This is a genomic window from Kribbella sp. NBC_00662 (genome assembly GCF_041430295.1).
In the GTDB taxonomy this organism is placed as follows: domain Bacteria; phylum Actinomycetota; class Actinomycetes; order Propionibacteriales; family Kribbellaceae; genus Kribbella.
Genome location: NZ_CP109029.1, coordinates 3,944,853 through 3,971,782 on the forward strand (window position 1 = coordinate 3,944,853; position 26,930 = coordinate 3,971,782).

Here is a 26,930-nt window from a genome sequence, read left to right on the forward strand (position 1 = left end):
GCGTCAAGGTACTCCCGGGTAACCCGCACCGGTAGACCGAGCGTACTGACACGTTTGCGCCCTGTCACCACCGTGTCAGCTCGCCCAGTCACTTCGAGAGGTCAGCCGGGGAGGTTGAGTTCCTCCGGCCAGCGCTGCTGCCACCACGCGCGCCAGCGGCTCTCCAGCTCCGCGCGATCGGCGTCGCCGTACATGGACAGGATCGCCATCGTGGCGCCGTCCGGCTTCTCGTCGCCGGGTGGGATGTGGCTCAGCACGAGCAGACCGTTGCCCCAAGCATCTACTGTCAGGCCGACCTGATGCTCGGTGGTATACCAAATCTCGCCCTTGATGGCCTGACCAACAAGCTCGAGCTCGACAACTGTGCCGGCCGGCCGCACGGGGATCTGGAGCTCGGTGATCGGCGAGACCGGACCCGTGCCGGAGAAGAACAGCGTGCGCCGGGGCTCGCCCGGATGCCGCTCGAGCGCGAAGCGCAGCTGGTGCAGGAAGGTGATCCAGCCCTCGGTGACGTCGTCGTAGTACGCCTCCCACTCGGGATTGGCGCCGCGCGGCGCGCGAGTCAACGTGACCCGCGACCCGCCCTCGAACGGCTCCACCTCGAACCGATCCCCATGGCCGAGCGTCAGCGTCGTACCGTCCTCGGTCGTCTCGGTGAAGTAGATGAGGTCGATCTCCTCCTCCAGCCCACCCTGAGTCCCCTCGTACTCCCACCCGTGCCAGTGCCGGATCTTCTCCTTGTTCCGCAGGGCGTCCCATACGGCCTCGACCGGCGCCGCCACGGTGACCACGATCTTCATGACTCTCCTTCGGTACGGCGGGGTGCCGGATGACCGCCCGCGATCAATCGATACGGCCGCCCGCCCTCGCTGTCGAACTGCTCGACGACCTGCTGTACGGCCGCGGTCAACGCATCGGTGAACCGGTGCACATCACCCGGCTCCGCGAACCGCACCTCGGCCTCGAGTGTGAATGTCAGCAGCCGCTTCCCCTCGACGTCGGCCGCGCTCTGCATCCGCGCCACATCGCGCACCGTGCCGGCGGCGACCTCGACCAGGTGCTCGGCGGCGTACTGATCCTGGATCTCGGTGAACACATGCCCCATCACGCCCGGATCGACCACCAACCCGGCTGACGCACGCATGATCCGCTCGGTGAACCCACGCCGCGGCCGCTCCTCGACGAGCTCGACCAGCCCGGCCTTCTCCAGTTCGCGCAGGTGGTAGTTCACCCGCTGCCGAGGCAGCTCGAGCGCAGCCGCCAGCTGCGTCGCCGACCCCGGCTCGCGCAACAGCTCGAGCAGCCGCCGCCGAATCGGCGACAACGCCAACCGGACCTTCTCCGGCTCCTCGACATAGCGCAACATGTCCCCAATCTCCCAATTGACAGGAAAATTTGTCAATGGCTGGAGATCCTGTGGTGGGGACCCGCGACCTGGCCAAGTTCGCCTGACTGATGCTCCGCGGGGCTATGTCGAAGCTGATGGCCGCGAAGGTCGAGGCTGAACATGGCCCCGACCGCCCGGCGCTGAGGCCGACGTGCGCGACCTGCTCGTCCGCGGTCGCCTCGGATAACGGTTGCCGATGTCTGGGCTGACAACGCTGGACAGTCGTAGGGTAATTACTTAACTTCGTGAAGCATTGACATTGTGGCTGGCGGGGTAAATAGTTCCGTCCTGAAATCAATCAGAAAGCAGAGTGAATCAACAGTGTCGAACATCGAGATCCTGCAGCTCCGGGCCGCCGCGGTCAGCCTGGTGCTCGACTGCTCCGGTCCCGGCCTTCCGTCCGTTCTGCACTGGGGTGCGGACCTGGGCGAGCTGGCCGAGAGCGCTCTGCTGGAACTGCGCCGCGGCGCGGGTGCGGTCCAGGACGGGAACGGCCTGGACGAGAACCGTCCGATCGCGATCGTGCCGGAGTACTCGGCCGGCTGGTTTGGTATACCAGGCCTGAGCGGGCACCGCGACGGGCACGACTTCTCCGCGAGCTTCCGGCTGACCAGCGTCGCGCAGACCGGCAACACCGTGCAGGTCGACGCCGCCGACACCGAGGCGGGCCTCGACCTCAAGCTCACCATCGAGCTGACCGACTCCGGTCTCGTGCGCGCGAAGGCCGACCTGACCAACACAGCCGCGACGCCGTACACCGTCGACGGGCTGCTGCTCGCTCTGCCGGTGCCGACCGAGGCGACCGAGCTGCTCGACCTGACCGGCCGCCACATCGGCGAGCGCCACCCCCAGCGGCACGCCTTCACCCAGGGTGCGCACATCCGCGACAACCGCCGTGGTCGCACCGGCGCCGACGCGACCCTGCTGCTGTTCGCGGGCACCCCCGGCTTCGGCTTCCGTGACGGCGAGATCTGGTCCGTGCACACCGCCTGGAGCGGCAATCACCGGTCGTACGCCGAGCGCGGCATGAGCGGGTACGCCGTGATCGGCGGCGGCGAGCTCCTGCTCCCGGGCGAGGGCCGCGTCCAGCCGCAAGGCACCTACAGCACCCCGTGGATCTACGGGTCGTACGGCGTCGGCCTCGACCAGGTCTCGCACCGCTTCCACGATTACCTGCGGGCGCGGGCGAACCACCCGAAGACCGAGCGCCCTGTCGTCCTGAACACCTGGGAGGCGGTGTACTTCGACCTCGACCTGGACAAGCTGAAGGCGCTCGCCGACGCGGCCGCCGAGGTCGGCGCCGAGCGGTTCGTCCTGGACGACGGCTGGTTCCGCGGCCGCCGCGACGACCACGCCGGGCTCGGCGACTGGTACGTCGACGAGGGCATCTGGCCGAAGGGCCTGCATCCGTTGGTGGACCACGTGAAGGGTCTCGGTCTGCAGTTCGGCCTCTGGGTCGAGCCGGAGATGGTGAACCCGGACTCCGACCTGGCGCGCGAGCACCCAGACTGGATCCTCGCCGCCGGCGACCGGCTGCCGCCGACCGCACGCCACCAGCAGGGTCTGAATCTTGGTATACCAGCCGCCTACGACTACATCCTCGAGCGGCTCGACAGCATCCTGTCCGAGTACGACATCGCGTACCTGAAGTGGGACCACAACCGCGACTTCGTTGACGGCGGCAACCAGTTGACGGGGACGGCGGGTATCCACGAGCAGACCCTGGCGGTCTACCGGCTGATCGACGAGCTCAAGCGCCGGCACCCGGGCCTGGAGATCGAGTCCTGCTCGTCCGGCGGCGCCCGGGTCGACCTCGGCATCCTGGAGCGCACCGACCGGATCTGGGGCAGTGACAGCAACGACGCCCTCGAGCGGCAGACCATCCAGCGGTACACCCAGCTGCTCCTCCCGCCGGAGCTGATCGGCTGCCACGTCGGGCCGCCGCGTGCGCACACCACGGGTCGTACGCAGACGCTGGCCTTCCGCGCGACCACCGCCCTGTTCGGACACTTCGGTATCGAGTGGGACATCGCGTCCGCCAGCCCCGAGGAGCGCGAAGAGCTCAAGGGCTGGGTCGCGCTGCACAAGAAGCTGCGGCCGCTGCTGCACACCGGTCGCGTGGTCCGCGCCGACCGCGGTCCCGAGGACGTGCTCGTCCACGGAGTCGTTGCGCAGGACGGCGGGCGCGGCGTGTTCAGCGTCGTACAGGTGAAGCAGTCGGTGACGTCCGCCGTCGGACGGATCAGGCTGCCCGGCCTCGACCCGCAGCGCACGTACCGGGTCAGCAAGGTCGCGACACCCGGACCCGAGTCGCGGTCCACGGCCTGGTCGGTCGACGGTGGAAGCGTGGAGTTGAACGGCGCCGCCCTCGCCTCGGTCGGAGTACTCATGCCCGTGCAATGGCCGGAGAGCGCGATCTTGCTGGATGTGACTGCGATCGGGTAAGCCCGCCCGGTCGCCGACAGAAGAGGAGATCCCCCGTGACCGCCACCACCAACGCACCACCCGACACGAGACGAAGTCACGGGGACTCCGGAGCACCGCCGGGGAAGCGGCGAAGCCTGGGAGACCTGAAGGTGGCGATGATCTTCATCGCCCCGGCCACCCTGGGCTTCGTCGTGTTCTACATCTGGCCGACGCTGCGCGGCGCATACCTGAGCTTCACCGAGTACAGCCTGCTCTCGGCGCCGAAGTTCAACGGACTGGCCAACTACGACCGGATGATCCACGACAGCTTCTTCTGGAACGCGCTCGGCGTCACGGTCGAGTACGTCGTGATCAACATCGGCCTGCAGACGATTCTGGCCGTCGGGATCGCGATGCTGATGTACCGGTTGACGAAATCGATCACGGTGCGCGCGATCATCCTCGCGCCGTACCTGGTCGCCAACGTCGTGGTCGCGCTGGTCTGGTACTGGATGCTCGACGTGCAGGTCGGCGTCGTGAACACGTTCCTGGGATGGGTCGGGATCGACCCGATCGCGTTCTTCGGCGACTCGCACTGGGCGATCCCGACCGTTGCCGGGATCAACGTCTGGCGGCACATGGGGTACACCGCGCTGCTGGTCTTCGCCGGCCTGCAGACGATTCCGTCGTACGTCTACGAGGCGGCCGAGGTGGACGGGTCGACCGAGTGGAAGACGTTCTGGCGGATCACGTTGCCGCTGCTGCGGCCTGTTCTGGTGATGGTCCTGGTGGTCACCATGATCGGGTCGTTCCAGATCTTCGACACGGTCGCGGTCACCACCCAGGGCGGCCCGATCAATGCGACCCGGGTGATCTACTACTACATCTACGAGCGGGCGTTCACCCGGTTCGACTTCGGCTACGCCTCGGCGATGGCGCTGGTGCTGTTCGCCATCCTCGCGGTCGTCTCGCTGGTCCAGCTGCGGTTGCTGCGGGCGCGGGAGAGTGATCTCGCATGAGTCTGTCGACCGGTTCTGTCCGTCAGGTGAGCATCGGGCGCACAGTCGCCTGGATCCTGTTGTTCATTCTGCTGATTGTCACGTTGTTCCCGTTCTACTGGATGCTGCGGACGGCGTTCTCGGACAACACCCAGTTGCCGGGTCACCCGAATTCGCTGCTTCCGGTGGAGACCACGCTGGGTGCCTTCAAGCGCGTGCTCGGGTTGTCGAGTATCGAGGAGGCGCAGGCCCAAGGCGGCTCCGGCGCGGCGGTCAACTTCTGGCTGTACCTGCGGAACTCGTTGGTCGTGGCAACCATCACGACGGTGTGCCAGGTGTTCTTCAGCGCGATGGCGGCGTACGCGTTCGCGCGGCTGCGCTGGCCGGGGCGGGACAAGGTCTTCGCGGTGTTCCTGGCCGCGCTGATGGTGCCCCCGATCTTCACCACGCTGCCGAACTTCGTGCTGATCAAGAATCTCGGACTGCTGAACAGCTTCGCCGGCATCATCCTGCCCGGCGCGTTCATGACGCCGTTCGCGATCTTCTTCCTGCGGCAGTTCTTCCTCGGGATCAACCGCGAGCTCGAGGAAGCGGCGATGATCGACGGCGCGGGACACCGGCGGATCTTCTTCGGGATGATCATCCCGCTGAGCGCGGCACCGATCGCGACGCTGGCGATCCTGACCTATATCAACTCGTGGAACGACTACTTCTGGCCGCTGCTCGTCGGTCAGCAGGAGAACGTCCGCGTGCTGACGGTCGCGCTCGGAGTGTTCCGGTCGCAGACGCCGCAGGGCGGTCCGGACTGGGCCGGGCTGATGGCGGCGACGCTGATCGCGGCGCTGCCGATGATCATCCTGTTCCTGGCGTTCGCCAAACGGATCACGAACTCCATCGGCTTCTCGGGGATCAAATGATGACCCAAATGAATGCGACACCGTCACGAAGGACTCTGCTGAAGGCCGGACTGGCCGCGCTCGCCGTACCGTCGCTTGCCGCGTGCAACAACGGCGCCGCGGCGCGTGGTCCCGGCGAGGTCATCTACTGGTTGTGGGACTCCGCCCAGCTGCCGATGTACACCGAGTGCGCCAAGGTGTTCCACGAGCAGAATCCGCAGTACAGCGTGACGATCGAGCAGTACGGGTGGAACGACTACTGGTCGAAGCTCGTGACCGGGTTCATCTCCGACACGGCGCCGGACGTGTTCACCGGGCACTCGTCGAAGTACCCGCTGTTCGCGGACAAGGGACAGGTGCTGCCGATCGACGAATACGTTGCCAAGGACAACATTGATCTGGGCATCTACCAGAAGGGTCTCGCCGATCGCTGGATCGGGGCCGACGGCAAGCGGTACGGTCTGCCGAAGGACTGGGACACCGAGGTCTACTTCTACAACAGCGCGTTCACCGAGGCCGCCGGGATCAGCACCGAGCAGCTCAACTCGATGACCTGGAACCCGCGGGACGGTGGCACCTTCGAGCAGATCGTCCGCCGGCTGACGGTGGACTCGAAGGGACGTCGCGGCGACCAGCCCGGGTTCGACAAGGAGAACGTGAAGGTCTACGGGCTCGGGTACGCCGATGCCGGCGGTGGTGACGGGCAGACCAGCTGGAGTTGGTATGCCGCGATCAACGGCTGGAAGTACTCCCAGGGTGAGCCGTGGGGGACGAAGTTCTTCTACGGCGACCCGAAGTTCACCGACACGATCGGCTGGTGGCGGGGCCTGATCACCAAGGGCCTGATGCCGACGTACGCGCAGGCGAAGTCCGGCGTGGACGTGACGACCTCCTTCGGCGCGGGGAAGTACGGGATGACCCCGAACGGCTCGTGGATGCTCGGCACGTACGGGCAGCTGAAGCAGGTGAAGACGAAGCTGGCGCGGTTGCCGATCGGTCCGATCGGGAAGCGGATGTCGATGATGAACGGGCTCGCGGACACGATCTGGGCCGGGACGAAGCGGCGTGACGCGTCGTGGGCCTGGGTGAAGTTCCTCGGTTCGCAGACCGCTCAGGACATCGTCGCGAAGGCGGGCGTGGTGTTCCCGGCGGTGGCGGCGAGCATGCCGGCGGCGAAGGCGGCCTTCGCCAAGAGCGGGTGGGACGTCACGCCGTTCCTGGAGCCGGTCGAGGCGGGCGACGTGTTCCCGTACCCGGCCAATCCGAACGCGGCCGACGTGACCGCGGTGATGACGCCGGCGATGGAGTCGGTGATGTCGTTCGAGGCCGAGCCGTCGTCGCTGGCGAAGGCCAACAACGACGTGAACAAGATCCTCGCCGTGAACAGCTAGGGGTTCACCCTGGGTGGGCCTACGCCCGGGGGAGTACGCGGTACTGCGTCGGTGGGCGCAGGGTGCTCCTCCGGGGGTAGGTGAGGTGTCGCCGCTGAGGCGACGCGGAGACGGGGGCCGGAACGACAACCTTGGTGCCATCGGAGAACCGACGAGCATCGAGGAGAATCATGAGCGACGACAGGCCGGGCGGATCGATCCGCATCGGCGACAGTGAGCGTGAGGACGCGGTCAAGCGTCTGGGCGAGCATTACGAAGCCGGCCGGCTGACCGCCGAGGAGCACTCCGAGCGGGTCGAGCAGGCGCTCCGGGCACGCACCGGAGCCGAGCTCGACGGGCTGTTCACCGACCTGCCGGGCGCGCATCAGGCTGCGGGTGAGGCTGGAGCCGGCGAGGGCTGGGCCGGTCCATGGGGTTGGCGGAAGCCGCCGTGGACGTCACCGGAGAACGCCGCAGGCGGACCGGCTGCAGGTGGCGGGGCCGGTGGGCCGTTCGGTGGGTCGCGGCCTGAGTGGGCGCGGCGTGGGTTCCTCGGGCGGGTTCCGCTTCCGTTGCTGATCGTGCTGGGTGTGGTCGGGGTGCTGGCGTCGGTCGGGTGTGTGGTGGGTGGCGGGCATCCGCCGTTCCTGCCGATCGCGTTGATCGTGGCGGCCGTGATCGTCATCCGGAAGCGTCGGACGGAGCGCCGGGCATGAGAAACGTATACCGGGTGCTCGGTCTGCTGATCGCGATCGCGGTCGTGCTGCAGATCGCGTCCATTGCACTCGCCGGGTTCACGATCGCGAAGGACGCGGACGACGGGACCGCGATCGGGGCGGACTACAGCAACTTCGGGGAGAGCTACCACAGCATCGCCGGCACGGTGATCGGTCTGCTCGCGCTGGTGTTCCTGATCGTCTCGTTCCTGACCGACGTACCGCGAGGTCGCGTGCTGGCCGGGATCGTCGTCGGCCTGGTGGTGCTGCAGTTCCTGCTCGCGGTGGTGTCCTTCGGGGTCCCGGCGCTGGGCGTGCTGCACGGGATCAACGGGCTCGCGATCGCCGCTGTCGCGAGCATGGGGGCCCGACGGGCCGCCGTACCCAACCAGCCTGTGACCAGTGGCTGAGGTCAAGAAGCGGCGACGGGGCCGGCTGGTCGCACTCGGGATCACCCTGGCGGTACTCGTACCGCTGGGGTATCTCTGGGCGACCAGCCTGGTCCCGGGCTCGTACAACCCCGCGGAGATGGGGTACGCCGACTACGGTGGCGGACCGTCGATGCCGATGGAGCACATGCACCACGACGGGACCAGCGTCGCGGATCTGACCGGACCGAAGACTGGTATACCAAATGTGAACGTGACGCTGACCGCGCGGAAGCAGAAGTTCCAGCTGGCGTCCGGGGAGACCGTCGACGGGTACACCGTGAACGGGACGTCGCCGGGTCCGCTGATCCGGGCGCGGGTGGGTGATCTGATCCAGGTGACGTTCGTGAACGAGTCGGTCCCCGACGGCGCGACGTTGCACTGGCACGGGATCGACGTACCGAATGCCGAGGACGGGGTCGCCGGGGTGACTCAGGACGCCGTACCGGAGGGCGGGAAGCATGTGTACCGGTTCAAGGCGACGGCGGCCGGGACGTACTGGTACCACTCGCATCAGGTGTCGGCCGATGAGGTGAAGGGCGGCCTGCTCGGGCCGATCGTGATCGCGCCCGCATCGCCTGGTGAGGTGATCGCCACGATCCACACGTACGACGGCAAGCGGACCATCAACGGGCGGACGGGGACGGGACGGGTCGAGCTTCCGGCGGGTACGACGGCGCGGGTGCGGGTGATCAACACCGACAACGCGATCCTGCGGGTCGGGTTGGTCGGTATGCCGTACAAGGTGGTCGCGGTGGACGGTCGCGACGTGCACGGACCGACTCCGGTGACGGCTGCGTATCCGTTGGCTGCGGGAGGACGGGTCGATCTGGAGGCTGTGGTTCCGGCCGGTGGGATGCGGTTGGACGCGGGTACGTCGTCGACGTCGCTGGCGATCGGGCCGGCTGATCCGCCACGGGCCGAGCTGCCGGCGGACAACGTCGATCTGCTGACCTACGGGACGCCGGCGCCGCTGGGGTTCGACCCCGCGAAGGCGGATCGCCACTTCGAGTACCGGATCGGGCGGAGCGCCGGTTTCCTGGATGGCATACCAGGGCTGTGGTGGACGATCAACGGGCACAAGTTCCCCGACGTACCGATGTTCATGGTCGCCGAGGGGGACATCGTCAGGATGAAGATCTCCAACACCAGCGGCCAGGCCCACCCGATGCACCTCCACGGCCACCACGTCGTCGTCCTGTCCCGCAACGGCGTCGCCGCCACCGGCTCACCCTGGTGGACCGACACCCTCGAGGTCGGCAACAAGGAGACCTACGAGATCGCCTTCGTAGCCGACAACCCCGGCCTCTGGATGGACCACTGCCACAACCTCCCGCACGCCTCCCAGGGCCTGGTCACCCACCTCATGTACGAAGGCATCACCACCCCGTACCAGGTAGGCGGCGACTCCCACAACGAGCCGGAGTAGGTCGGGTGGGAACCAATTTCGGCGTGGTGCGTCGATCTCTCATGATGTTCAGGTGAGCACGCCGGACGACGACCTGCACGGCCGCCAGCTTCTTCTGCTGCTGGTGTTCTTCGGCACGGTCGGCGGCGGCTTGTACTTCGTCGGCTGGCTGACCCGCCCGAGCCCGCTGTACGACGCTCCGCTGCTGTGTTTCGCGATCGCGGGCGGGGCCTGCTACCCCGCCCGCTGGCTGGCCGAACTGTTCGAGTGGTGGAAGCGGCTGGCAGAGCCGACCCGATGGACGCAGGCGCGGCGCGAACGAGCCCGAGCCCGGGATCGCGCGGAGGCGCGCGAGGCCGCGGCCAGGCGGCGGGCTGCCGAGGGGGACGGGGTCGCTCCGGCTTCGCCGCGGCACAGCACCGGGCGCCGGCGGTTCGACTGGTTCACGCTGCTGCGGAGGATCGTCGGGGTTCCGCTGGTGCTGGGGTCGTTGGCGATCATCCCGCTCGGCATCAGCGGCGGCCTCGACGACCAGCGGCTGGCGCGATCGGGACCGGTGCGTCAGGCAGTGGTGCTGACCGTCGAGGAGGACAAGTGGTCACGGTCGCGGGACGTGACCGTCACGATCGCGCAACCCGACGACGGTACGCCGGTCGAGCTCAACGGCGGCGGCGATCTCGATCCGGTACCGGCCGTCGGTGACCGGGTCGACGTCATTGTCGACCCGGGCGATCCGTCGTACGTGATCGCCGCGGATGTGGACTGGGACATGCACTGGTACTGGTACGTGGTGGCGGTCGTGATCGGGCTCGTTTGCGCCGGGTTCTGCTCGATGCTCCTGCTGTGATGCTCAAGCGGTTGCTCGTGGCAACGGCTCGTGGTCGGCCCGGGCGCGGTGGTAGGCGGCCATGCGTTCGCAGGCGGCCTCGATGGCGGCGCGCTGCGAGGTGTAGGAGCCGTACCACAGTGGGTTGTCCGGCTGGGGGTCGAGTTCGTCGTCGACGTCGGCGTACCACTCGTCCGAGGTTCTGAAGACCCGCGCGTGCAGATGGTTGTCGTTCACCGCCACCACTCCTGGAGTGAGAACCGTGTACCTCTCCAGGATGTGGTGTGGGTTCGGCGGAAACGACCAACGACACGCGGGTTTTCAGGTGACGAGGACGGTGATGCGTTGGGCGGTGTTGTTGCTGAAGCCGCCTCGGTTCCAGTCGGCCTCTATTGGTTGCTCTCGGCCACTGGCGTCGTAGGCGCGGACCGTGAGCACGTGCTCGCCGGGTGTCGCCTCCCAGTCGTAGGCGAACGCGCGCCAGGCCAGCTCGTCGTTGCCGAGGGCATCCAATGTGGCCTCGTGCCAGTTCATGCCGGCGTCGGTGCTGATCTCGACGCGTTCGATCGGCGCCCAGCCGGACCAGGCCCGGCCGAAGAGCGGAACGGTGCCTGCAGCAACGAAGCGGTGCCGGCTCATGAAGTCCGGGAAGCCGGGCGGGACGAGCAGCGCCCGCGGCTCGATCCGGGTCACCGGCCGGCCCGGATCGTCGGGGTTCTGCCGGATCACGTACGCGACCGCGTTCTGGAACCCGTCGAACTCGTGGTCGATCAGCTCGATCGACCGCAGCCACTTCACGCTCGCCATCCCGTACCACCCCGGTACGACCAGCCGCAGCGGATACCCGTGCTGCGGCGGCAGCGGCCCGCCGTTCATCTCCCACGCGACGATCGCGCCGGAGTCGATCGCCTCCGTGATCGACAGCCCGCGCTGATAGTCCTGTACGACGCCGCGCTCGACCCCGCGGTCCGCGCCGGTGAACACCACGTCGACGGCATCCTCGCGGATCCCGGCCAGCCGCAGCAGGTCCGACAGCAGCACCCCGGTCCACTCCGCCGTACCGACTGCCTCCTGCAGCCACGGCTGGCTGATCGGCCGCGGCTGCAGCGTGGCGCGCCCGTTGCCCGCGCACTCCAGCGTGACCCGGATCGTACGGCGTCCCATCGCGCGCAACTCGGTCAGTCCGAACGACAACGGTTGCTCCACGCACCCGTTCAGCTCGAGCCGCCAGTCGCCCGCGTTCGTTGCCGGTATGTCGTAGTGCACCAGGACGTAGTGCAGTCCCGGCGGCGTCACGTCGTACCGCAGGCTCTCCAGCGGCATCCCGTGATTCCGTGCCGCGAGCTGCAACTCGTCGGCGGTGATCCCCTCACCCGTGTCCGCCAACCGCCCCCGGACGCTGAATTCCTCGATCGACACCACAAATCCCACCCCCTGGGCCCAACCCTAGAGGTAGGGGCCCGCTACAACCAGCCGTTGTCGACCGCGATACGGGCGGCCTCGGCCCGGGTGCGGGCGCCGGTCTTGCCGATCGCGGCGGAGAGATGGTTCCGGACCGTGCCCTCGGACAGGTGCAGTTCCTTGGCGATATCGGCGACGGTGCCGCCTTCGCGGGCGGCCCGCAGTACGTCGGCCTCGCGGCCCGTGAGCGGGCTCGTGCCGGCGACGAGGGTCTCCGCAGCGAGTGACGGATCGACGACACGCAGCCCCTGGTGCACCCGCCGTACGGCGTCCGCCAGTTGCGTCGCAGGCGTGTCCTTGACCACGAACCCGGCCGCGCCGGCCTCCATCGCGCGGCGCAGGTACCCGGGCCGGCCGAACGTGGTCACCATCAGCACCCGAACCCCGGGGACGGCGGTGCGCAGCGCGGCGGCCGCCTCGATCCCGTCCAGCCCGGGCATCTCCACGTCGAGCAGCGCGACGTCGGGCTGGGAGTTCTTCGCGGCATCGATCACTTCGTCGCCGCGACCGACCTCGGCCACCACCTCCAGGTCGGGCTCGAGGTCGAGCAGCGCGGCCAGGGCTCCACGCACCAGCGCCTGGTCATCGGCGATCAGCAGTCGGATGCTCACGGGTCCATCCTCACAGGCCGACCCGGACGGCCAGCCGGAACCCACCGCCGGACGCCTGACCGATCTGCACACTTGCACCGGCCTGGTCCGCGCGCTCCCGCAGTCCGACCAGCCCGTGGCCGGACGCACCACCACCGGGCGTCGGCCCCTTGCCGTCATCCAGTACTTCGATCTGCGTGGCCGTGATCCGGATCGTGCAGCGCTTCGCGCCGGAGTGGCGTACGACGTTCGTCACGCCCTCTCGCACCACCCAGGCGAACAGCTCCCGGTTCTCCTCCGGGACCTCGTCCATCGTGGTCGGGAGGTCCGCCTTGATCTCGGCGGCCTGCAGCGCGGCCCGCGCCGAGACCAGCTCACCGGCCAGGCTCAGCTCGCGGTACCCGGCGACCGCGGCCCGGACGTCGGCCAGCGCCGCCCGCGCCAGGCTCTCGACGTCGGCGACCTCGGCGGCCGCGCGGGTCGGATTCGCCTCGATCAGCTTGCCGGCCAGCTCAGCCTTCACCGTGATGACGGTGAGTGAGTGGCCGAGGATGTCGTGCAGGTCCCGGGCGAACCGGTTCCGCTCCTCCTGCACGGCCAGCTCGGCCATGTCCTTGCGGGCGGCGTTCAGCTCGATGCTGCGCTGGATGGCCCGCCGCAGTCCGAACACCGCCAGCGCGCCGAGGAAGATCGCGAAGCCGTAGCTGCCGTCGTCGGTCCAGCCGGGCACTACTCGCAGCGAGACCTCGGTGCCGGCGAGCAGGACCGCGACGAACGCGACGGCCGCCCGGAGATCCAGCAGCATCATCGCGACCGACGCGATGTAGACCAGGCCCGTCAGGGCGGTCTGGCCGGCGGTCGGGATCATCAGCAGGCACAGCGCCAGCATCAGACCCAGGTACGCGACCTGCTGCCAGACCCGCAGCAGGTGCTTGCGGGCCATCCGGCGCAGGAGGCCGAAGAACCCCAGGTAGCTGGCCGCGAACAGGATCACCGTGAGGAACCCGAGGGCCTGGCTGAGGCCGTCCTTGCGCTCCGCGATCTTCTGCAGCGGCTGCGCCAGGTAGAACAGCCAGACCCCCGCGGCCAGCCAGCCCCAACGGCCCGGACCGTTGCCGACGCGCTCGGCCATCCCGTCCAGGACGCTGGGGCTGCGGTTGGTCGTCACGGTGGTCACGCTACCGCTCTGGTGCTCAGGCGCGGGCGGTGTCGGCGCGGAACCGGCGGAGGCCGATGAACCCGAGTACGACGGTCCAGCCGAGCACCACGAGCAGCGCCTGGGTGTCGACTCCGCCCTGCGTCAGGGCGCTGCGGGACGTCAGCCCGGTCCAGTACGCCGGGGTCAGCTGGGCGATGTGCTTCATGATCGACGGCATCTGGTCGACCGGCAGCCACAGCCCGCCGAAGGCCGCGATCAGCATCGTGCTCAGGCCGGTGATCGGCTGCACGCTGTCCGGCTTGGCGACGTACCCGATGACCAGGCCCAGGGCGGCGAACGGCAGGGCGCCCAGCCAGGAGACCACCGCGACCATCGCCCACTGGCCGGCATCCAGGTGCACGTGGCCGACGGCCATGCCGAAGACGAAGACGACGAGCAGCGGCGGCACCGCCAGCAGCAGCGACAGGATCACCTTGTTGACGACGTACGCCTGCGGCTTCAGCGGGGTCAGGCGCAGCGTCCGGTTCCAGCCGCCGTCGCGCTCGGCCGCGATCACGCCGCCGCTGCTCATCGCGGCGGACATCGAGCCGAACATCGCCATACTCACCATCACGTACGCGATCGCGGAGATCCCGCCCTCGGTGGCGTCCTTGGGGATCGTCAGGCCGAAGATCATGAACAGCACCAGCGGCATCAGGATCGAGAAGATCAGCACCCGGCGGTTCCGGAGGGTCCGGCGGATGTCGAAGATCAGGTAGTTGCGGTTCATGCCAGCGTCTCCTCTTGGGCCGCGCTGATCGCGAGGACGGCGTCCTCCAGGTCGGCGGACGTCACTTCGATGTCGTGGGCGGTGGTGTTCTCGATCAGGTGCCGCAGCGTGTTGTCGGAGTCCGCGCACTGCAGCAGGACGACCTCACCGCGGGTCTCGACGTTCCGTACGCCGGGCAGCGAGGCGAGCGCGGCGAGATCGGCGCCGGGGATCGTGGCCCGGATGGTCCGGCCGGACACGCTGGCCTTGATCTGCGCGGCGGTGCCGTCGGCAACGACTTTCCCGTTGCGCATCAGGACGACCCGGTCGGCGTACGCATCGGCCTCTTCGAGGTAGTGGGTGGCGAACAGGACCGTGCGGCCGCGGGCGGTCTCGGCGTGCATCGAGGCCCAGAAGTCGCGGCGGGACTCGACGTCCATCCCGGTCGTCGGCTCGTCCAGCACGATCAGGTCCGGCTGCGGGATGATCGCCATCGCGAACCGCACCCGCTGCTTCTGCCCGCCGGACAGGCCCTTCATCGTCCGGCGGGTGAGGTCGGCGATGCCGGCCCGCTCGAGCGCCTCCTCGACGGGCATCGGGTCCTTGTGCAGACCGGCGACCAGGTTCAGGAGTTCGCCGACCTTGGCGTCCTCGATGATCCCGCCGCTCTGCAGCATCACGCCGACCTGGCCCTGGGCGATCGCGTCGGTCGGCGTACCGCCGTACACCTGGACGGTGCCGTTGTCCGGCTTCACCAGGCCGAGCAGCATCTCGATCGTGGTCGACTTGCCGGCGCCGTTCGGCCCCAGCAGCGCCACCACCTCGCCGGCCCGGATGGTCAGATCCACCCCGGCGACGGCCTGCACGTCCACATACTTCTTGGTCACACCCCGCAGGCTGACCGCAGTCGTTGTCGTCATACCCAGAAGCTTGTCCGAGCACGCCGTACACCCCCTGGATCGCTCGTCACGACCCACCCATGACATCCGTCAGCCCAACTATTCGCGGCCGCCGGCCGTCCACAGAACAGGAGGAGGTGGTTGAGGTGGTCGAACTACGGGCACGAGTGGGAGGGTGGCAGGGGAGGCACGAGATGGCGACGTTGACGGTGTGGAAGTTCGAGACCTGGGACGGGGCCAACCAGGCGATCGGGACGCTGGAGAGTCTGGCGAAGCAGAAGCTGATCCGGGTGCATGATGCGGCGTCGGTGTCGTGGCAGCCGGAGAAGCGGCGGCCGCGGACGCGGCAGGTGCGGAACATGACCGGGCCGGGTGCGGTCGGCGGGGCGTTCTGGGGGATGTTGTTCGGGACGATCTTCCTGATGCCGTTCGCGGGAGCTGCGATCGGGGCCGCGGCGGGTGCGGTGGCCGGCAAGCTCATCGACGTCGGGATCGACGACGACTTCATCAAGGAAGTGCGAGCTCAGGTGACACCGGGTACGTCGGCGCTGTTCTTGCTGTCGAGCGACGAGGAGACGGACAAGATCCGGGAGACCTTCCGGAAGACGCGGCTGCGGGCCAAGCTCATCCACATCAACCTGAGCGACGACCAGGAGACGGCCATCCACGAGATGTTCGACGACTGAACTCCACCGCCTGCAGCCAATCCTCCTCGAGAAGAGCGTGGCCGCCGGGCCGGACGTGGTAGCCGATACCGCCGTCCTCGAAGGCCGGGGTCGCCGCCAGCACGGCCAGGTACTCGCCGATCGGGTCGGCCCAGTCGTCGTCCTCCGCGCTGGCGACGTACACGCGGCGGGGCGCGATGCTCGCGAGCAACTGGTGTTGATCGACGGGCAGTTCGTCCTCGCTACCGGCGTACGAGGCGAACGACGGGACGAACCAGTGCGGGAACTTCGTCGTGATCGCGGCGATGTCCTCGCCGCCGGGGTGGCGGAACAGCGAGGCGCCGCAGCACCCGGAGTCGTTGGAGACGGTGACCGCGAAGCGTTCGTCCTGTGCTCCGGCCCAGAGCGCGGCCTTGCCGAGGCGTGAGTGGCCGAGCACGATCGCGCCGTCCGTGGTCAGGCCCTGGATACCGGCGGCGATGTCGAGGCAGCGTGACAGTCCCCAGGCCCAGGCTCCGACCGCGCCCCACGGTTCGCCGTTCGGGAAGAGCGCGCGTACGCCGAGAGCGCTGGGGTCGTCGGGCTCGATCTGCTGGTAGTCGACGGCGAGTACGGCGTACCCGGCGTCCATCACCTTCTCGTACGGCCAGCTGTCGACCGTCTCGTCGATGCCGGTGAAGCTGAGTGCCACGATCACCGGGGACGGGCCGGCCGCCGACGGGCGGTGAAGGAGGGTGTCGAACTCGAGATCGCCCAGCGGGCAGGAGATCCGGGCGCGATGGCGGAGGACGCCGGGCTCTTCGGAGAGCAGTTCGAGGTCGGTCAGGTGGCCGCCGGTCGGCGTACGGCCGTAGATCGTGCGGGCGAACGTGTCGAGAACGTCGGTGCCGGTGGGCTGGAGCGGTGGGAGGTCGGGAACCGTGGCTCGTCGCCATGCCTCCGGAAGCTGGGCCATGGAACCCATCCTCGCGGAAATGTCGTTGACCGGGGCGTTGACGAGTGTCAGGGTCCGGGGCGTGGATCGGGTTGCGAAGTTGCATGACGACGAGGTTGAGATCGACACGTCCCTCGTGGAGCGGCTCGTCGCTGCGCAGTTCCCGCAGTGGGCGGGGTTGGCGGTGCGGGTGGTGCGGGCGTCGGGGACGGACAACGTGACGTTCCGGCTGGGTGACGAGCTCTCCGTACGACTGCCGCGGACGGAGTCGACCCAAGGGCAGGTGGAGAAGGACCTGATCTGGATGCCGCGGCTGGCACCGCACCTGCCGCTGCCGATCCCGGAGCCGTTGGAGCTCGGTCGGCCGGGAGAGGGTTATCCCTTCAGCTGGGGCGTTTACCGCTGGTTGCCGGGAGAGCCGCTGGACGTCGAGAAGGTCGACGCAGTGGCCGTTGCCGGTCAACTGGCCGAGTTCGTCCGGTACCTGCGGGACGTCGACCCCACCGGCGCGCCGGTGCCCTCAGGTGACCCGTTCGAGCGGGGTACGCCGTTGACGCCGCGCGACGAGATGTTCCGCGAGGCGCTCGACGAGCTCCGCGAGTACTTCGACGTCGGCCGGGTGCTCGCCTCGTGGGAGGAGTCGCTGGCCGCGGATACCTTCGAAGGCCCGGCGCGCTGGATCCACGGCGACCTGATGTCCGGCAACGTGATGGTTGCCGATGGCAAGTTATCGGCGATCATCGACTTCGGCACCGCACGCGCCGCGGATCCGGCCGGCGACGTGATGCCTGCCTGGTGGCTGTTCCACGGTGACTCCCGGAACGCCTACAGGCAGGCGCTTTCGGTCGATGAGAACACCTGGCTCCGAGCCCGCGGCTGGGCACTCTCGCTGACCATGATCGCCATCCCGTACTACCGTGACCGCAACCCCGATGCGATCTCCGGCGGCCAGGAGTACGTCGCCGACCTCCTCAGCGACTGACCCTCACCAGAGCTTGTCGATCTCACCTGGGTACAGCTCGATCCGGGCGTGACCGAAGTCGGATCGCCGCACGCGCGGATCGAAGAACGCGGCTAGGGTGACCTTGTCGAAGCCTGGCTGGTCGCTCGGGAACGGCGCCTCGGGACAGGACTCGATGTGCATCAGGTCGATTTGAGGGTGTGCAGGCCCTGCCACAGGAGGTCCTGGAGGGTGCGGGCGACCTTCTCGGGGCTTGGCGGGGTGGTGGTGCGGGTGCGCCAGATCGCCAGGCGTTCGGTGGCGCCGGAGATGCTTTGGGCAACTATCTGGACCTCGTCCTCGTCCACCGGGCGGCCGGCGGGGAGGTTCATCCGGACCATCGTGGCGATCAGCTCGATGAAGGCCGCGCGTACTTCGTCTGTCGCTTCCGCGGCCGGGCCGGCGCTGAGCATGCCTTCGTCGACGAGGACCGACCACGCCTGCGGATGGTCGTCGAGGAACTGGAACCATGCGACGAAACCGGCGTACAGCGCGTCCTCGGCGTCCGGCGCTTCCATCACCGCATCGGACACCGTGTCCAGCAGTTGACCGCGGAGGCGCGCGAGGCAGGCGAGGAACAGCCCGTCCTTCGAGCCGTAGTACTGGTAGATCAACGGCTTCGATACGCCGACCTGTGCGGCGACGTCGTCCATCGAGGTGCCCTGGTAGCCGCGCTCGCCGAAGATCCGCTCGGCCACCTCGAGGATCTCCCGCTCCCGAGCGGCCCGGTCGCGCCGGCGCTTCGGCGCTGCAGAGGCCGCTGCAGGGGTCGCTGCAGAAGTCGCGGCGGGGCTCGCGGCATGGGTCGCGGCAGTGGGCGAGGTCACTTGCGCAGTCTAACTGACTCCGAGTAACTTACTGGGAGTAAGTTCCAGCCGAGCGGGAGGCCAGGGATGACTGAGCAGCATCGGATCGTGGTGATCGGCACCGGTTTCGCCGGGATCGGAATGGCGGTCCGGCTGAAGCAGGCCGGGTACGACGACTTCGTCGTCCTGGAGCGCGCTGACGACGTCGGCGGCACGTGGCGCGACAACACCTACCCGGGCTGCCGGTGTGATGTGCCGTCCCACCTGTACTCGTTCTCGTTCGCGCCGAACCCGGACTGGTCGTCGACGTTCTCGCCGCAACCCGAGATCGAGGACTATCTGCGCAACGTCACCGATGCGTTCGGCGTCCGCCCGCATATCCGCTTCGGTCACGCGGTCGAGTCGGCGCGCTGGGAGGACGGGCGCTGGCGGATCACGACCAGCGAGGGGGAGTTCACCGCGGACATCGTCCTGTCCGGCATGGGCCCGCTCGCCGAACCGTCGTACCCGAAACTGCCGGGGATCGAGGACTTCGAGGGCGAGGTCTTCCACTCGGCGCGGTGGAATCACGACCTGAACCTCAGTGGTCGCAAGGTCGCCGTGATCGGGACCGGTGCGTCGGCGATCCAGTTCGTGCCGGCGATCCAGCCCGAGGTCGAGGAACTGCACCTGTTCCAGCGCACGCCGCCGTGGGTGATGCCGCGGCCGGATCGCAAGATCACCGCGGCCGAGAAAATGGTATACCGGCGATTTCCCCTTGTGCAGAAGGCGATGCGGGCCGGGATCTACTGGGGTCGCGAGTCGATGGTGCTCGGGTTCGCCAAGCTCCCGGCGATCATGAAGCAGGCGCAGAAGGTCGCCGAGAAGCACCTGGCACACCAGGTCCGCGACCCGCTGCTGCGCGCCGAGCTGACGCCGGACTTCACCCTCGGCTGCAAGCGCGTGCTGATCTCCGACGACTACTACCCGGCGGTCGCGCAGCCGAACGTCGAGGTGGTCACCGACGCCATCGCCGAGGTCACGCCGACCGGCATCGTGACGGACGACGGCGTGAAGCACGAGGTCGACACGATCATCTACGGCACCGGCTTCAAGGTGACCGACCTGCCGGTGATGGACATGGTGCACGGCCGCGAGGGTGTCTCGCTGCGTGAGGCCTGGTCCGACGGTATGGAGGCCCACCTCGGTACGGCGATCGCCGGCTTCCCGAACTTCTTCATGCTGATCGGCCCGAACACCGGCCTCGGCCACAGCTCGATGGTCTTCATGATCGAGTCCCAGATCGCGTACATCATCGATGCGCTGAAGACGATGGATGCGCAGGGCCTGCGGCAGGTCGAGGTACGGCGGGAGGTCCAGCGCGCGTTCGTCGACGGGGTCCGCGCCTCGATGCGGAACACGATCTGGACCCGCGGCGGCTGCACGAGCTGGTACCTGGATTCGGAGGGCCGCAACACCACGCTCTGGCCGTCGTTCACGTTCCGCTTCCGCCGGTTGACAAGGCACTTCAACCCTGGGGATTATCAGACGCTCGCTATGTGACATCGAGCGTGTTACATTCGATCGGTCGGATAGTCCGGGTGATCGGAGTGCACGGTGCTGCCACTGCATGGGATCGGCGGTCGCGGGGACCTGCCGGTGCCGATGTGGCTGGCGATCTACTCCGCCGGAGCCGCGGTCGCGGTCTCGTTCTTCGCGCTCGCCGCGTTCTGGTCGCGGCCCCGCTTCGAACGGATCACCGGCCGGCCGCTCGGTGTACTGACCCGGATCGTCGACCTCAAGCTGACCCGGGTCCTGTTGCAGGTCGTCGGCGTTGCGGCGCTGGCGTTGCTGCTCGGCGCCGCGTGGTTCGGCGATCCCGAGCCGTCGCGGAACCCGGCGCCGACCTGGCTGTACGTGTGGATCTGGGTCGGCATCATCCCGCTCTCACTGCTCTGCGGCCCGATCTGGCGGATCGCGAATCCGCTGCGCACGATCGCCGGCCTGGTGCGGCGTACGTCGTACCGGCGGGTGCCTGATCGGATCGCCTACTGGCCGGCTGTCGCGGGACTGGCCGGCTTCCTCTGGCTGGAGCTGGTATACCAAAACGGATCCGAGCCGCGGCTCGTGGCGGTTGCCGTCAGCATCTACTCGCTCGCGAACGTTGCTGCAGGCATCGTTTACGGCCCGGGGTGGTTCTCGATCGGCGACAGCTTCGAGGTGTACGCCGAGGTGCTCGCGCGGCTGAGTCCGATCGGGCGAGGTGCCGACGGCCGCCTGGTGTTGCGGAACCCGCTCGCCGGTCTGGCGACCATGCCGCAGCACCCGGGGATCGTCGGTCTGTTGTGTTTGTTGCTGGGGTCGACAGCCTTCGACGGAATCTCCCGTTGGTCGGTGTGGACCTCGTGGGCTGGTGAGCTGAGTCGTCCGCAACATCTCGTGGTTTACACGGCTGGACTTGTCGCCGCGGTTGCGATCGTCACGGGTCTCTTCCTGCTGGCCGCGCGGACGACCGGAGCGGCGCAGATCCGGCCCGGCGGGATCGGTGCGGCCGGGCTGCCCGGCGCGTTCGTGCACTCGCTGGTGCCGATCGCGATCGGGTACGCCGTGGCGCACTACTTCTCGTTCGCGATGTTCCAGGGGCAGGAGGGATGGCTGCTCGCGAGCGACCCGTTCGCGCGGGGCTGGGATCTGCTCGGGACGAGCGGGATGCGGATCGACTACGCGTTCCTCGGGACTGGCCTCATCGCACGGGTCCAGATCGGTGCGATCGTGCTCGGACACGTACTCGGGGTCGTGTCCGCGCATGATCGCGCTGCCGACCTGTTCCGGCGCAGGCAGTTGCGCCGGGCGCAGTATCCGATGCTCGCTGCGATGGTCGCCTTCACGGCCGGCGGTATCGCGCTGGTGACGGCGTCATGATCGCCCTGCACATGGGCGGGATCCCCGAGACCGCGATGGTCCTCGGGCCGATCCTGTTGATCGCCGCGTTCATCCGCATCGCCCGCCGCAACGACGCCAACCTGCCCGACGAAGACGACTGGGACGCGGATCTGGGCGACCTGCCTGAGCAGCGCCCAGCCCCGGTCCGAGGCGGCGACGCGGAGCGGCGTCGCGATCCGGCTGATCACACCCGGACGTAGTGAGGCCCGGAGAACCCCCTGCGGTTCGCCGGGCCTCGCCCCGTAGTTCCCCGTGGCTTATGCGGCCAGAGCCGGTTCGTAGTACCCGCTGAGGCGGGTGGGTGTCGCGATCGTGACGAGCTTGGCGAGCTCGGTGCAGCCGGCGGCGAGCGCGGCCTCGAGCGTCGGCCAATGGTCGACGCACCAGTACGGGTCGTCGGGCTGACGGTCGTTGTCGTCGTCGATGTCGGCGCACCAGCCGCCGAAGCGGGTGTGGTGGACGTGCAGTCGAAGCTTCATGGCGGTTCAGCTCTCGGGTTCAGCTCTGGGTTCAGCTGTCGGTTCAGAAGGGCAGCGGACGGCCGGACGGGGTCCGGAGGTCGAGGGTCTTGGTCTGACGGCGGGTCGTCGTGGTGCGTGGTCGCCGACGGATCTGGATCTGGCGCATTTCCGTCCTCCTGCCTGGTCTGTTCTGGTAGCTATACGGTCGCGCGTGAGGGTTGGTTCACGCATGCGGAGGATTACCTATCTACCTCCCGAGGAATCCCTGATGCGGGCTCGGGGAGGAGGTAGGGGATCCGCTGACCGATCTGTAGTGCTACCTAGGGGCTCAGTCGGTGGATCAGCAGGTGGATCAGCCGGTGGAGGGGAGGGCCTTCGGGTCGACGCCGAGTTCCTCGTAGGCGACCTGTTCGATCTCGCGGGCCATCGCCTCGCGGAACGCCGCGACCAGCGCCTGGCCGGCCAGCGGGATGATTCCTTCGAGCGTTCGCTGGATCTCCGGCCAGCCGTCGGCGGGCATGCCGGCGTTGGTGAAGTCGCGCCAGACGGTGGAGCGGAACAGCTCGACATACGTCTTCGCGACCGCGTCGGCCTGCGCGAACAGCTTGGGCAGCATCTCGAAGATCGCTTCCATCGGGACGCCGAGCTTGATCACCTCGAGGCCGGTGCGGAGCAGGTCCGAGTTCGGGATCCGGAGCCGGCCGTCCTCCAGCCGCTCCGCGATGCCCAGCTCGACCAGCCGTTCGATCACGGCCGGGTCGTACGCCACGCCGGCCCGGTCGGCGAGCTGTTCACCGTCGAGCACCTCAGGCTCGGTCGGCGTCCACGGGTTGACGAGGGTCTCGAAGACCCCGAGCGCGAGCGCGCCGTCGGGCAGCTCGCCGAGCATCCGCTCGACCGCAGCCAGCGTGTAGCCCTTGTCGAGCAGCTCCCGGACCAGGGTCAGCCGGGCCACGTGATCGTTGCCGTAGTACCCGGTCCGGCCGACCAGCCGCGGCGGCGGGATCAGCCCGCGCCCGGCGTACGCACGCACGTTGCGGACCGTCATCCCGACCTTGGCGGCCAGTTGGTCGACAGTGAGCTCCTCTTCCACCCTTGACAGTCTTCCAGACTCCACGTTACATAGTAGATGTAACATCAAGCATGGCGCATGTCTGATGTAAGGAGTCTCGATGGCGATCCCGCTGGCGACCACCGGCACGGTGAGTTTCGACCAGATCGCGATCGTCACCGGCGTCGTGGGTTTGGTATACCTCGCACTCGCCGCGCTGCTGTGGCGGGAACGGACCGGACACGTCACGCTGGTAGGTAGGTTTGCGGACACCATCGGGAGACTGGACGGAGTCCCCCGATGGGCCGCACTGACGCCGTATCTGCACGCGGTCTCGCTGCTGGCCTGCGCGTTCGGGGTGTGGTGGGACATCGCGATCCACATCGACCGCGGCCGCGACACCGGCCCGTTCGGTACGGCGGCGCACTATCCGATCTTCTTCGGCATCCTCGGTGTGATCATCTCGGGCGTGCTGCCGATCGCACTGGCGGGCAAGCCGCTGCCGGCGCGCACGATCAAGCTGACCAAGGGCTGGCGGATCCCGTGCAGCGCCGCGCTCGTCACGGTCTGCGGGACGTTCGCGCTGGTCGGCTTCCCGCTCGACGACGTGTGGCACCGGCTGTTCGGTGAGGATGTCACGCTCTGGGGACCGACGCACCTGCTGATGATCGGCGGCGTGGTCTTCTCGATCTTCGCGCGGCTGCTCGCGATCGCCGAGGTCGAGCAGTTGGTCGGACCGAACAAGCGCCGGTTGTTCCAGGAGATCGTGTCGGTCGGTGCGCTGTTGATCGCATGGGACCTGTTCAGCACCGAGTTCAACTACGGCGTGCCGCAGTTTCCCCTTGTTTTACAGCCGATCCTGATCGTTTTCGGAGCGGCGCTCGGGTTCACGATCCTGCGGGCGCGACGCGGTCCGGGTACGGCGTTCGCCGCGCTGGCGGTCTACCTGATCATCCGCGGCGGGATCGCCTGGGCGGTGGCGGAGCCGCTGGGGCAGATCGTCGGGCATTTCCCGTTACTGATCGTCGAGGCGGTTCTGGTCGAGCTGGCGGCATCTGCCCTGGGCAACAAGAATCGCTTCCGCCTTGGTGCGGCCGCCGGTGCGTTGATCGGGACTGTCGGCGTGATCGCGGAGTACGCCTGGAGTCAGGTCTGGATGCCGATCGCCTGGCCGTCGTCGATGCTGCCGTCCGCGCTCGGGTACGGCGTGATCGTCGGAACCGGGGCCGGTCTGGTCGGCGCGTGGCTCGCGACGCGGTACGCCGAGGTTGCCGGCGAGGAGCGGGCCGTCGGGATCAAGCACATCCGGCCGGTCGCGGTACGGCGTACGCACCAACTCGGCGCGGTCGGGCTGGTCGCGGTCGTGGCGACGGTGTTCTTCTGCGTGCCGCGGTCGGCGGGCCCGGGTGTCTCGGGCGTGGTGTCGTTGGAGCGGGTGGCCACGGGGGCCGAGCCCACGGCGTACGTCACGATCACGATGTCGCCGGCGGACGCTGTCGATGGCGCGCGGTGGTTCGAGGCGCTGGCCTGGCAGGGCGGCGGTTTGGTATACCAGCCGATGGAGAAGGTTGCCGACGGCACGTACCGGTCGGCGGCCGCGCTGCCGATGTACGGGAAGTGGAAGTCGATGATCCGGCTGCACCAGGGACAGCGGGACATGGTGGCGGCCTGGGTGTACGCGCCGGAGGATGCGGCGATCGAGAAGCCCGCGGTGCAGGTGTCGAACGGGCAGGCGGTCGAGTTCGTCAACGAGCAGCAGATCCTGCGGCGCGAGGAGAAGACCGACGTGCCACGATGGATGTGGAACGCCGGGTATGCACTGCTCGCTGTGGTCGGACTGCTCGAGATCATCGGGATCGCCTGGCTGGTCGGGCGTGGTGCTCGCGGCGGGCGGGCGCGTGCGGCTCACCTGGCCGCCGGCGAACGGGAACGGGAGATTGCGTGACGATCCAGTTGGAGCGGTCCGGCATTACAGCCCGGGACGGAGTACGGCTGAACGTCGAGGTGACCGGGCCGGCTGACGCGCCGGTGACGGTGCTGCTCGTGCACGGGTGGACGTGTTCGACGCGGTCGTGGCACAACCAGGTCGAGAAGCTGCCGGAGGTCCTCGGGCCGGACGCCGTGCGGGTCGTCACCTACGACCATCGCGGGCATGGGCGATCCGACGCAGCACCGGCTGGGTCGATGCGGCTCGATCAGCTCGCCGACGACATGGTGACGGTGCTGGACGAGGTCGTCGGCGGCGGGCCGGTCGTGTACGCCGGGCACTCGATGGGCGGCATGACGTTGATGGCCGCCGCGGATCAGTACCCGGAGCTGTTCGGTTCGCGGATCCGCGCGGCCGCGCTGGTCAGCACGACGTCCGGGCATCTGACCGAGGGCGCGCTTGGTATACCACCCCGCTTCGACCCTGCGGCAGCCCGAATCGCTCCCCGGGTGCTGAACGCTGTCGGGGTCAGAGCGGAGAAACGAGCGGCACGCAGAGCTGCCGCAGCCGCTGCAGCCGTGGGTGAGGACGGCGCCGCGGAAAAGGACGGCGCAGGAGCTGCCGGCGCGGGAGCGAGCGTGCTCGGCGACGGCGGGAGGCCCGGTACGCATCGGGCGGCGCGGTTGGCCGCGGCGCGGCGGCGGGCGGCGGCGGTAGCTGCGAGCTTGCAGGCGCCGGCTTTGCGGCAGGTGGTGTTCGGGAAGCACGCGGATCCGGCGGAGATCGAGCTGTTCCTGCAGGACCTGGCGATCGTGCCGGGTCCGTCGTACCTGGGGTTCTTCGAGACGATGATGGAGCACGAGCGCGGCGATGCGCTGAAGGTGCTCGACCAGGTGCCCGTGGAGATCATGCATGGGACCCGCGACCGTCTCCTCCCGCCGCGGCACGCGAACCGGATCGCCTCGCAGCTTCCCAGCGCGCGCCTGTGGATGTACCCCGGCGCCGGCCACATGCTCATGCAGGAACGTCCTCGCGACGTCACCCACCGGCTCGCCTCGCTCGCTCGCAAGGCCCGCTAAGTAACTAACTATTGACTTATGTCCTGGATCGCGTCACGCTGTATATATCCAGTTAGTTACTTCCTTGAAGGAGAGCGCATCATGTCCACAGTCCTGATCACCGGCGCGAACAAGGGCATCGGCTATGAGACCGCGCGGCAGCTCGTCGCCGCCGGCCACACCGTGTACGTCGGAGCGCGCGACGCCGACCGTGGTCGCGCCGCCGCCGACACGCTGGGCGCCCGCTTCGTCCAGCTCGACGTCTCCGACGACGACTCGGTCGAGGCCGCGGCCAAGGCCATCGAGGCCGACGGCGGCCTGGACGTCCTGGTCAACAACGCCGGTGTCGAGCCGCGCGCGGCCGACGGCGGCTTCATCCCGGTCGCCGAGGTCACCGCCGACAGCATGCGCAGCGTGTTCGAGACCAACGTGTTCGGCCAGGTCCGCACCCTGCACGCGTTCCTGCCGCTGCTGCAGCGCTCCGAAGCGCCGGTCGTGGTCAACGTCAGCAGTGGCCTGTCGCTGGTGCGGGGGATTGCCGATCCGGAGTCCCCGGCCCGCTTCTACCCGGCCGTCGAGTACCCGGCGTCGAAGGCGGCAGTCAACGTGATCACCGTGCAGTACGCGAAGGCGTACCCAGGTGTCCGGATCAACGCGGCCGACCCGGGTTTCACCAAGACCGACCTGAACCACAACTCCGGGACGCAGACCGTCGAGGAGGGCGCGGAGGTCGTCGTCCGGCTGGCACAGCTCGGCCCGGACGGACCGACCGGCCAGTTCTTCGACGCCGCCGGCCGGCTGGCCTGGTGAACCG

Annotated in this window: 29 protein-coding genes; 16 read left to right on the plus strand and 13 right to left on the minus strand. The window is 68.4% G+C overall.

The genetic code is table 11. The features are described from left to right. Positions 1 to 101: 101 nt before the first annotated feature. The gene (locus OHA10_RS19880; protein WP_371407730.1) at positions 102 to 800 is read right to left on the minus strand and encodes a hypothetical protein; all 699 of its coding nucleotides are present in this window, start codon (positions 798 to 800) and stop codon (positions 102 to 104) included. Beyond that, on the minus strand, positions 797 to 1,366 hold the full coding sequence (locus tag OHA10_RS19885) for a helix-turn-helix domain-containing protein (protein ID WP_371407731.1): 570 nt from the start codon (positions 1,364 to 1,366) through the stop codon (positions 797 to 799). Before OHA10_RS19885 ends, OHA10_RS19880 begins: the two co-directional genes overlap by 4 nt. Positions 1,367 to 1,708: 342 nt before the next feature. Here OHA10_RS19885 and OHA10_RS19890 point away from each other — a divergent pair, with 342 nt between their 5' ends. The 8 genes from OHA10_RS19890 (at position 1,709) to OHA10_RS19925 (ending at position 10,456) form a co-directional block, all read left to right on the plus strand. After that, a complete protein-coding gene (locus OHA10_RS19890; protein WP_371407732.1) occupies positions 1,709 to 3,832 on the plus strand; it encodes an alpha-galactosidase in 2,124 nt (707 codons plus the stop codon). A gap of 35 nt (positions 3,833 to 3,867) precedes the next feature. Then, complete coding sequence (locus OHA10_RS19895) at positions 3,868 to 4,812, plus strand: carbohydrate ABC transporter permease (protein WP_371407733.1); 945 nt, start codon at positions 3,868 to 3,870, stop codon at positions 4,810 to 4,812. 26 nt (positions 4,813 to 4,838) lie between these two features. Next, positions 4,839 to 5,708 (plus strand): carbohydrate ABC transporter permease, encoded by an 870-nt coding sequence (locus tag OHA10_RS19900; protein WP_371407734.1) that lies wholly within the window; start codon positions 4,839 to 4,841, stop codon positions 5,706 to 5,708. An 8-nt stretch (positions 5,709 to 5,716) separates the two neighbouring features. Continuing rightward, positions 5,717 to 7,078: an ABC transporter substrate-binding protein gene (locus OHA10_RS19905; protein ID WP_371407735.1), complete on the plus strand. Its 1,362-nt coding sequence runs from the start codon at positions 5,717 to 5,719 to the stop codon at positions 7,076 to 7,078. Positions 7,079 to 7,248: 170 nt separating this feature from the next. After that, positions 7,249 to 7,773, plus strand: a complete 525-nt coding sequence (locus tag OHA10_RS19910) for a DUF1707 domain-containing protein (RefSeq protein ID WP_371407736.1) — start codon at positions 7,249 to 7,251, stop codon at positions 7,771 to 7,773. Beyond that, a complete protein-coding gene (locus OHA10_RS19915) occupies positions 7,770 to 8,183 on the plus strand; it encodes a hypothetical protein (protein ID WP_371407737.1) in 414 nt (137 codons plus the stop codon). The genes OHA10_RS19910 and OHA10_RS19915 overlap by 4 nt, the downstream gene beginning before the upstream one ends. Then, positions 8,176 to 9,630 carry a multicopper oxidase family protein gene (locus tag OHA10_RS19920; protein WP_371407738.1) on the plus strand — a complete coding sequence of 485 codons (1,455 nt, stop codon included), beginning with the start codon at positions 8,176 to 8,178 and terminating at the stop codon, positions 9,628 to 9,630. The genes OHA10_RS19915 and OHA10_RS19920 overlap by 8 nt, the downstream gene beginning before the upstream one ends. Positions 9,631 to 9,682: 52 nt before the next feature. After that, positions 9,683 to 10,456: a DUF3592 domain-containing protein gene (locus OHA10_RS19925; RefSeq protein ID WP_371407739.1), complete on the plus strand. Its 774-nt coding sequence runs from the start codon at positions 9,683 to 9,685 to the stop codon at positions 10,454 to 10,456. Positions 10,457 to 10,459: 3 nt separating this feature from the next. Here the strand turns inward: OHA10_RS19925 and OHA10_RS19930 are convergent, their stop codons facing one another. The 6 genes from OHA10_RS19930 to OHA10_RS19955 form a co-directional block, all read right to left on the minus strand. Next, positions 10,460 to 10,672: a hypothetical protein gene (locus tag OHA10_RS19930; RefSeq protein WP_371407740.1), complete on the minus strand. Its 213-nt coding sequence runs from the start codon at positions 10,670 to 10,672 to the stop codon at positions 10,460 to 10,462. 84 nt (positions 10,673 to 10,756) lie between these two features. Continuing rightward, a complete protein-coding gene (locus OHA10_RS19935; protein ID WP_371407741.1) occupies positions 10,757 to 11,854 on the minus strand; it encodes a sulfite oxidase in 1,098 nt (365 codons plus the stop codon). A 44-nt stretch (positions 11,855 to 11,898) separates the two neighbouring features. Next, positions 11,899 to 12,507, minus strand: a complete 609-nt coding sequence (locus OHA10_RS19940; RefSeq protein WP_130444881.1) for a response regulator transcription factor — start codon at positions 12,505 to 12,507, stop codon at positions 11,899 to 11,901. A 10-nt stretch (positions 12,508 to 12,517) separates the two neighbouring features. After that, the gene (locus OHA10_RS19945; RefSeq protein WP_371407742.1) at positions 12,518 to 13,654 is read right to left on the minus strand and encodes a histidine kinase; all 1,137 of its coding nucleotides are present in this window, start codon (positions 13,652 to 13,654) and stop codon (positions 12,518 to 12,520) included. A 25-nt stretch (positions 13,655 to 13,679) separates the two neighbouring features. Then, positions 13,680 to 14,414: an ABC transporter permease gene (locus tag OHA10_RS19950; protein ID WP_371407743.1), complete on the minus strand. Its 735-nt coding sequence runs from the start codon at positions 14,412 to 14,414 to the stop codon at positions 13,680 to 13,682. Beyond that, a complete protein-coding gene (locus OHA10_RS19955) occupies positions 14,411 to 15,313 on the minus strand; it encodes an ABC transporter ATP-binding protein (RefSeq protein WP_371407744.1) in 903 nt (300 codons plus the stop codon). Before OHA10_RS19955 ends, OHA10_RS19950 begins: the two co-directional genes overlap by 4 nt. Positions 15,314 to 15,486: 173 nt before the next feature. Here OHA10_RS19955 and OHA10_RS19960 point away from each other — a divergent pair, with 173 nt between their 5' ends. Continuing rightward, positions 15,487 to 15,978, plus strand: a complete 492-nt coding sequence (locus OHA10_RS19960; RefSeq protein ID WP_371407745.1) for a DUF1269 domain-containing protein — start codon at positions 15,487 to 15,489, stop codon at positions 15,976 to 15,978. Here OHA10_RS19960 and OHA10_RS19965 read toward each other — a convergent pair. Next, positions 15,926 to 16,912 carry an acetylxylan esterase gene (locus OHA10_RS19965; RefSeq protein WP_371407746.1) on the minus strand — a complete coding sequence of 329 codons (987 nt, stop codon included), beginning with the start codon at positions 16,910 to 16,912 and terminating at the stop codon, positions 15,926 to 15,928. The two genes, OHA10_RS19960 and OHA10_RS19965, sit on opposite strands and share 53 nt — an antisense overlap. Positions 16,913 to 16,973: 61 nt before the next feature. Here OHA10_RS19965 and OHA10_RS19970 point away from each other — a divergent pair, with 61 nt between their 5' ends. Next, complete coding sequence (locus tag OHA10_RS19970) at positions 16,974 to 17,873, plus strand: aminoglycoside phosphotransferase family protein (RefSeq protein WP_371407747.1); 900 nt, start codon at positions 16,974 to 16,976, stop codon at positions 17,871 to 17,873. A 3-nt stretch (positions 17,874 to 17,876) separates the two neighbouring features. Here the strand turns inward: OHA10_RS19970 and OHA10_RS19975 are convergent, their stop codons facing one another. Together OHA10_RS19975 and OHA10_RS19980 are read right to left on the minus strand one after the other, a co-directional pair. Beyond that, on the minus strand, positions 17,877 to 18,035 hold the full coding sequence (locus OHA10_RS19975) for a hypothetical protein (RefSeq protein ID WP_371407748.1): 159 nt from the start codon (positions 18,033 to 18,035) through the stop codon (positions 17,877 to 17,879). Continuing rightward, on the minus strand, positions 18,035 to 18,718 hold the full coding sequence (locus OHA10_RS19980) for a TetR/AcrR family transcriptional regulator (protein ID WP_371407749.1): 684 nt from the start codon (positions 18,716 to 18,718) through the stop codon (positions 18,035 to 18,037). The genes OHA10_RS19975 and OHA10_RS19980 overlap by 1 nt, the downstream gene beginning before the upstream one ends. 66 nt (positions 18,719 to 18,784) lie before the next feature. On the opposite strand from OHA10_RS19980, the gene OHA10_RS19985 reads away from it, so the two are divergent. From OHA10_RS19985 to OHA10_RS19995, 3 genes are read left to right on the plus strand one after another with little or no spacing between them, the layout of a single operon-like run. Further along, positions 18,785 to 20,239, plus strand: coding sequence for a flavin-containing monooxygenase (locus OHA10_RS19985; protein ID WP_371407750.1), 1,455 nt, complete (start codon positions 18,785 to 18,787; stop codon positions 20,237 to 20,239). A 54-nt stretch (positions 20,240 to 20,293) separates the two neighbouring features. Beyond that, the gene (locus tag OHA10_RS19990; protein ID WP_371407751.1) at positions 20,294 to 21,598 is read left to right on the plus strand and encodes a hypothetical protein; all 1,305 of its coding nucleotides are present in this window, start codon (positions 20,294 to 20,296) and stop codon (positions 21,596 to 21,598) included. Then, entirely contained in the window at positions 21,595 to 21,819 is a 225-nt protein-coding gene (locus OHA10_RS19995) for a hypothetical protein (protein ID WP_371407752.1), read from the plus strand. Before OHA10_RS19990 ends, OHA10_RS19995 begins: the two co-directional genes overlap by 4 nt. Positions 21,820 to 21,876: 57 nt before the next feature. Here OHA10_RS19995 and OHA10_RS20000 read toward each other — a convergent pair whose 3' ends face one another. Together OHA10_RS20000 and OHA10_RS20005 are read right to left on the minus strand one after the other, a co-directional pair. Further along, entirely contained in the window at positions 21,877 to 22,098 is a 222-nt protein-coding gene (locus OHA10_RS20000; protein WP_371407753.1) for a hypothetical protein, read from the minus strand. A gap of 334 nt (positions 22,099 to 22,432) precedes the next feature. Next, a complete protein-coding gene (locus OHA10_RS20005; protein ID WP_371407754.1) occupies positions 22,433 to 23,173 on the minus strand; it encodes a MerR family transcriptional regulator in 741 nt (246 codons plus the stop codon). Positions 23,174 to 23,252: 79 nt separating this feature from the next. Here OHA10_RS20005 and OHA10_RS20010 point away from each other — a divergent pair, with 79 nt between their 5' ends. The 3 genes from OHA10_RS20010 to OHA10_RS20020 all read left to right on the plus strand — a co-directional run bounded on the left by OHA10_RS20010 (position 23,253) and on the right by OHA10_RS20020 (position 26,926). Continuing rightward, complete coding sequence (locus OHA10_RS20010) at positions 23,253 to 25,076, plus strand: hypothetical protein (RefSeq protein ID WP_371407755.1); 1,824 nt, start codon at positions 23,253 to 23,255, stop codon at positions 25,074 to 25,076. Next, positions 25,073 to 26,137, plus strand: coding sequence for an alpha/beta fold hydrolase (locus OHA10_RS20015; RefSeq protein WP_371407756.1), 1,065 nt, complete (start codon positions 25,073 to 25,075; stop codon positions 26,135 to 26,137). Before OHA10_RS20010 ends, OHA10_RS20015 begins: the two co-directional genes overlap by 4 nt. Before the next feature lie 81 nt (positions 26,138 to 26,218). Beyond that, the gene (locus OHA10_RS20020) at positions 26,219 to 26,926 is read left to right on the plus strand and encodes an SDR family NAD(P)-dependent oxidoreductase (protein ID WP_371407757.1); all 708 of its coding nucleotides are present in this window, start codon (positions 26,219 to 26,221) and stop codon (positions 26,924 to 26,926) included. Positions 26,927 to 26,930: the final 4 nt, after the last annotated feature.

What these genes read in the sequence shown, in the direction of transcription:
- OHA10_RS19880 (WP_371407730.1), bottom strand. Translation starts at nt 800, where the DNA reads ATGAAGATCGTGGTCACCGTGGCGGCGCCGGTCGAGGCCGTATGGGAC.
- OHA10_RS19885 (WP_371407731.1), bottom strand. Translation starts at nt 1,366, where the DNA reads ATGTTGCGCTATGTCGAGGAGCCGGAGAAGGTCCGGTTGGCGTTGTCG.
- OHA10_RS19905 (WP_371407735.1), top strand. Translation starts at nt 5,717, where the DNA reads ATGAATGCGACACCGTCACGAAGGACTCTGCTGAAGGCCGGACTGGCC.
- OHA10_RS19910 (WP_371407736.1), top strand. Translation starts at nt 7,249, where the DNA reads ATGAGCGACGACAGGCCGGGCGGATCGATCCGCATCGGCGACAGTGAG.
- OHA10_RS19915 (WP_371407737.1), top strand. Translation starts at nt 7,770, where the DNA reads ATGAGAAACGTATACCGGGTGCTCGGTCTGCTGATCGCGATCGCGGTC.
- OHA10_RS19950 (WP_371407743.1), bottom strand. Translation starts at nt 14,414, where the DNA reads ATGAACCGCAACTACCTGATCTTCGACATCCGCCGGACCCTCCGGAAC.
- OHA10_RS19955 (WP_371407744.1), bottom strand. Translation starts at nt 15,313, where the DNA reads ATGACGACAACGACTGCGGTCAGCCTGCGGGGTGTGACCAAGAAGTAT.
- OHA10_RS19960 (WP_371407745.1), top strand. Translation starts at nt 15,487, where the DNA reads ATGGCGACGTTGACGGTGTGGAAGTTCGAGACCTGGGACGGGGCCAAC.
- OHA10_RS19965 (WP_371407746.1), bottom strand. Translation starts at nt 16,912, where the DNA reads ATGGCCCAGCTTCCGGAGGCATGGCGACGAGCCACGGTTCCCGACCTC.
- OHA10_RS19975 (WP_371407748.1), bottom strand. Translation starts at nt 18,035, where the DNA reads ATGCACATCGAGTCCTGTCCCGAGGCGCCGTTCCCGAGCGACCAGCCA.
- OHA10_RS19985 (WP_371407750.1), top strand. Translation starts at nt 18,785, where the DNA reads ATGACTGAGCAGCATCGGATCGTGGTGATCGGCACCGGTTTCGCCGGG.
- OHA10_RS19995 (WP_371407752.1), top strand. Translation starts at nt 21,595, where the DNA reads ATGATCGCCCTGCACATGGGCGGGATCCCCGAGACCGCGATGGTCCTC.
- OHA10_RS20000 (WP_371407753.1), bottom strand. Translation starts at nt 22,098, where the DNA reads ATGAAGCTTCGACTGCACGTCCACCACACCCGCTTCGGCGGCTGGTGC.
- OHA10_RS20010 (WP_371407755.1), top strand. Translation starts at nt 23,253, where the DNA reads ATGGCGATCCCGCTGGCGACCACCGGCACGGTGAGTTTCGACCAGATC.
- OHA10_RS20020 (WP_371407757.1), top strand. Translation starts at nt 26,219, where the DNA reads ATGTCCACAGTCCTGATCACCGGCGCGAACAAGGGCATCGGCTATGAG.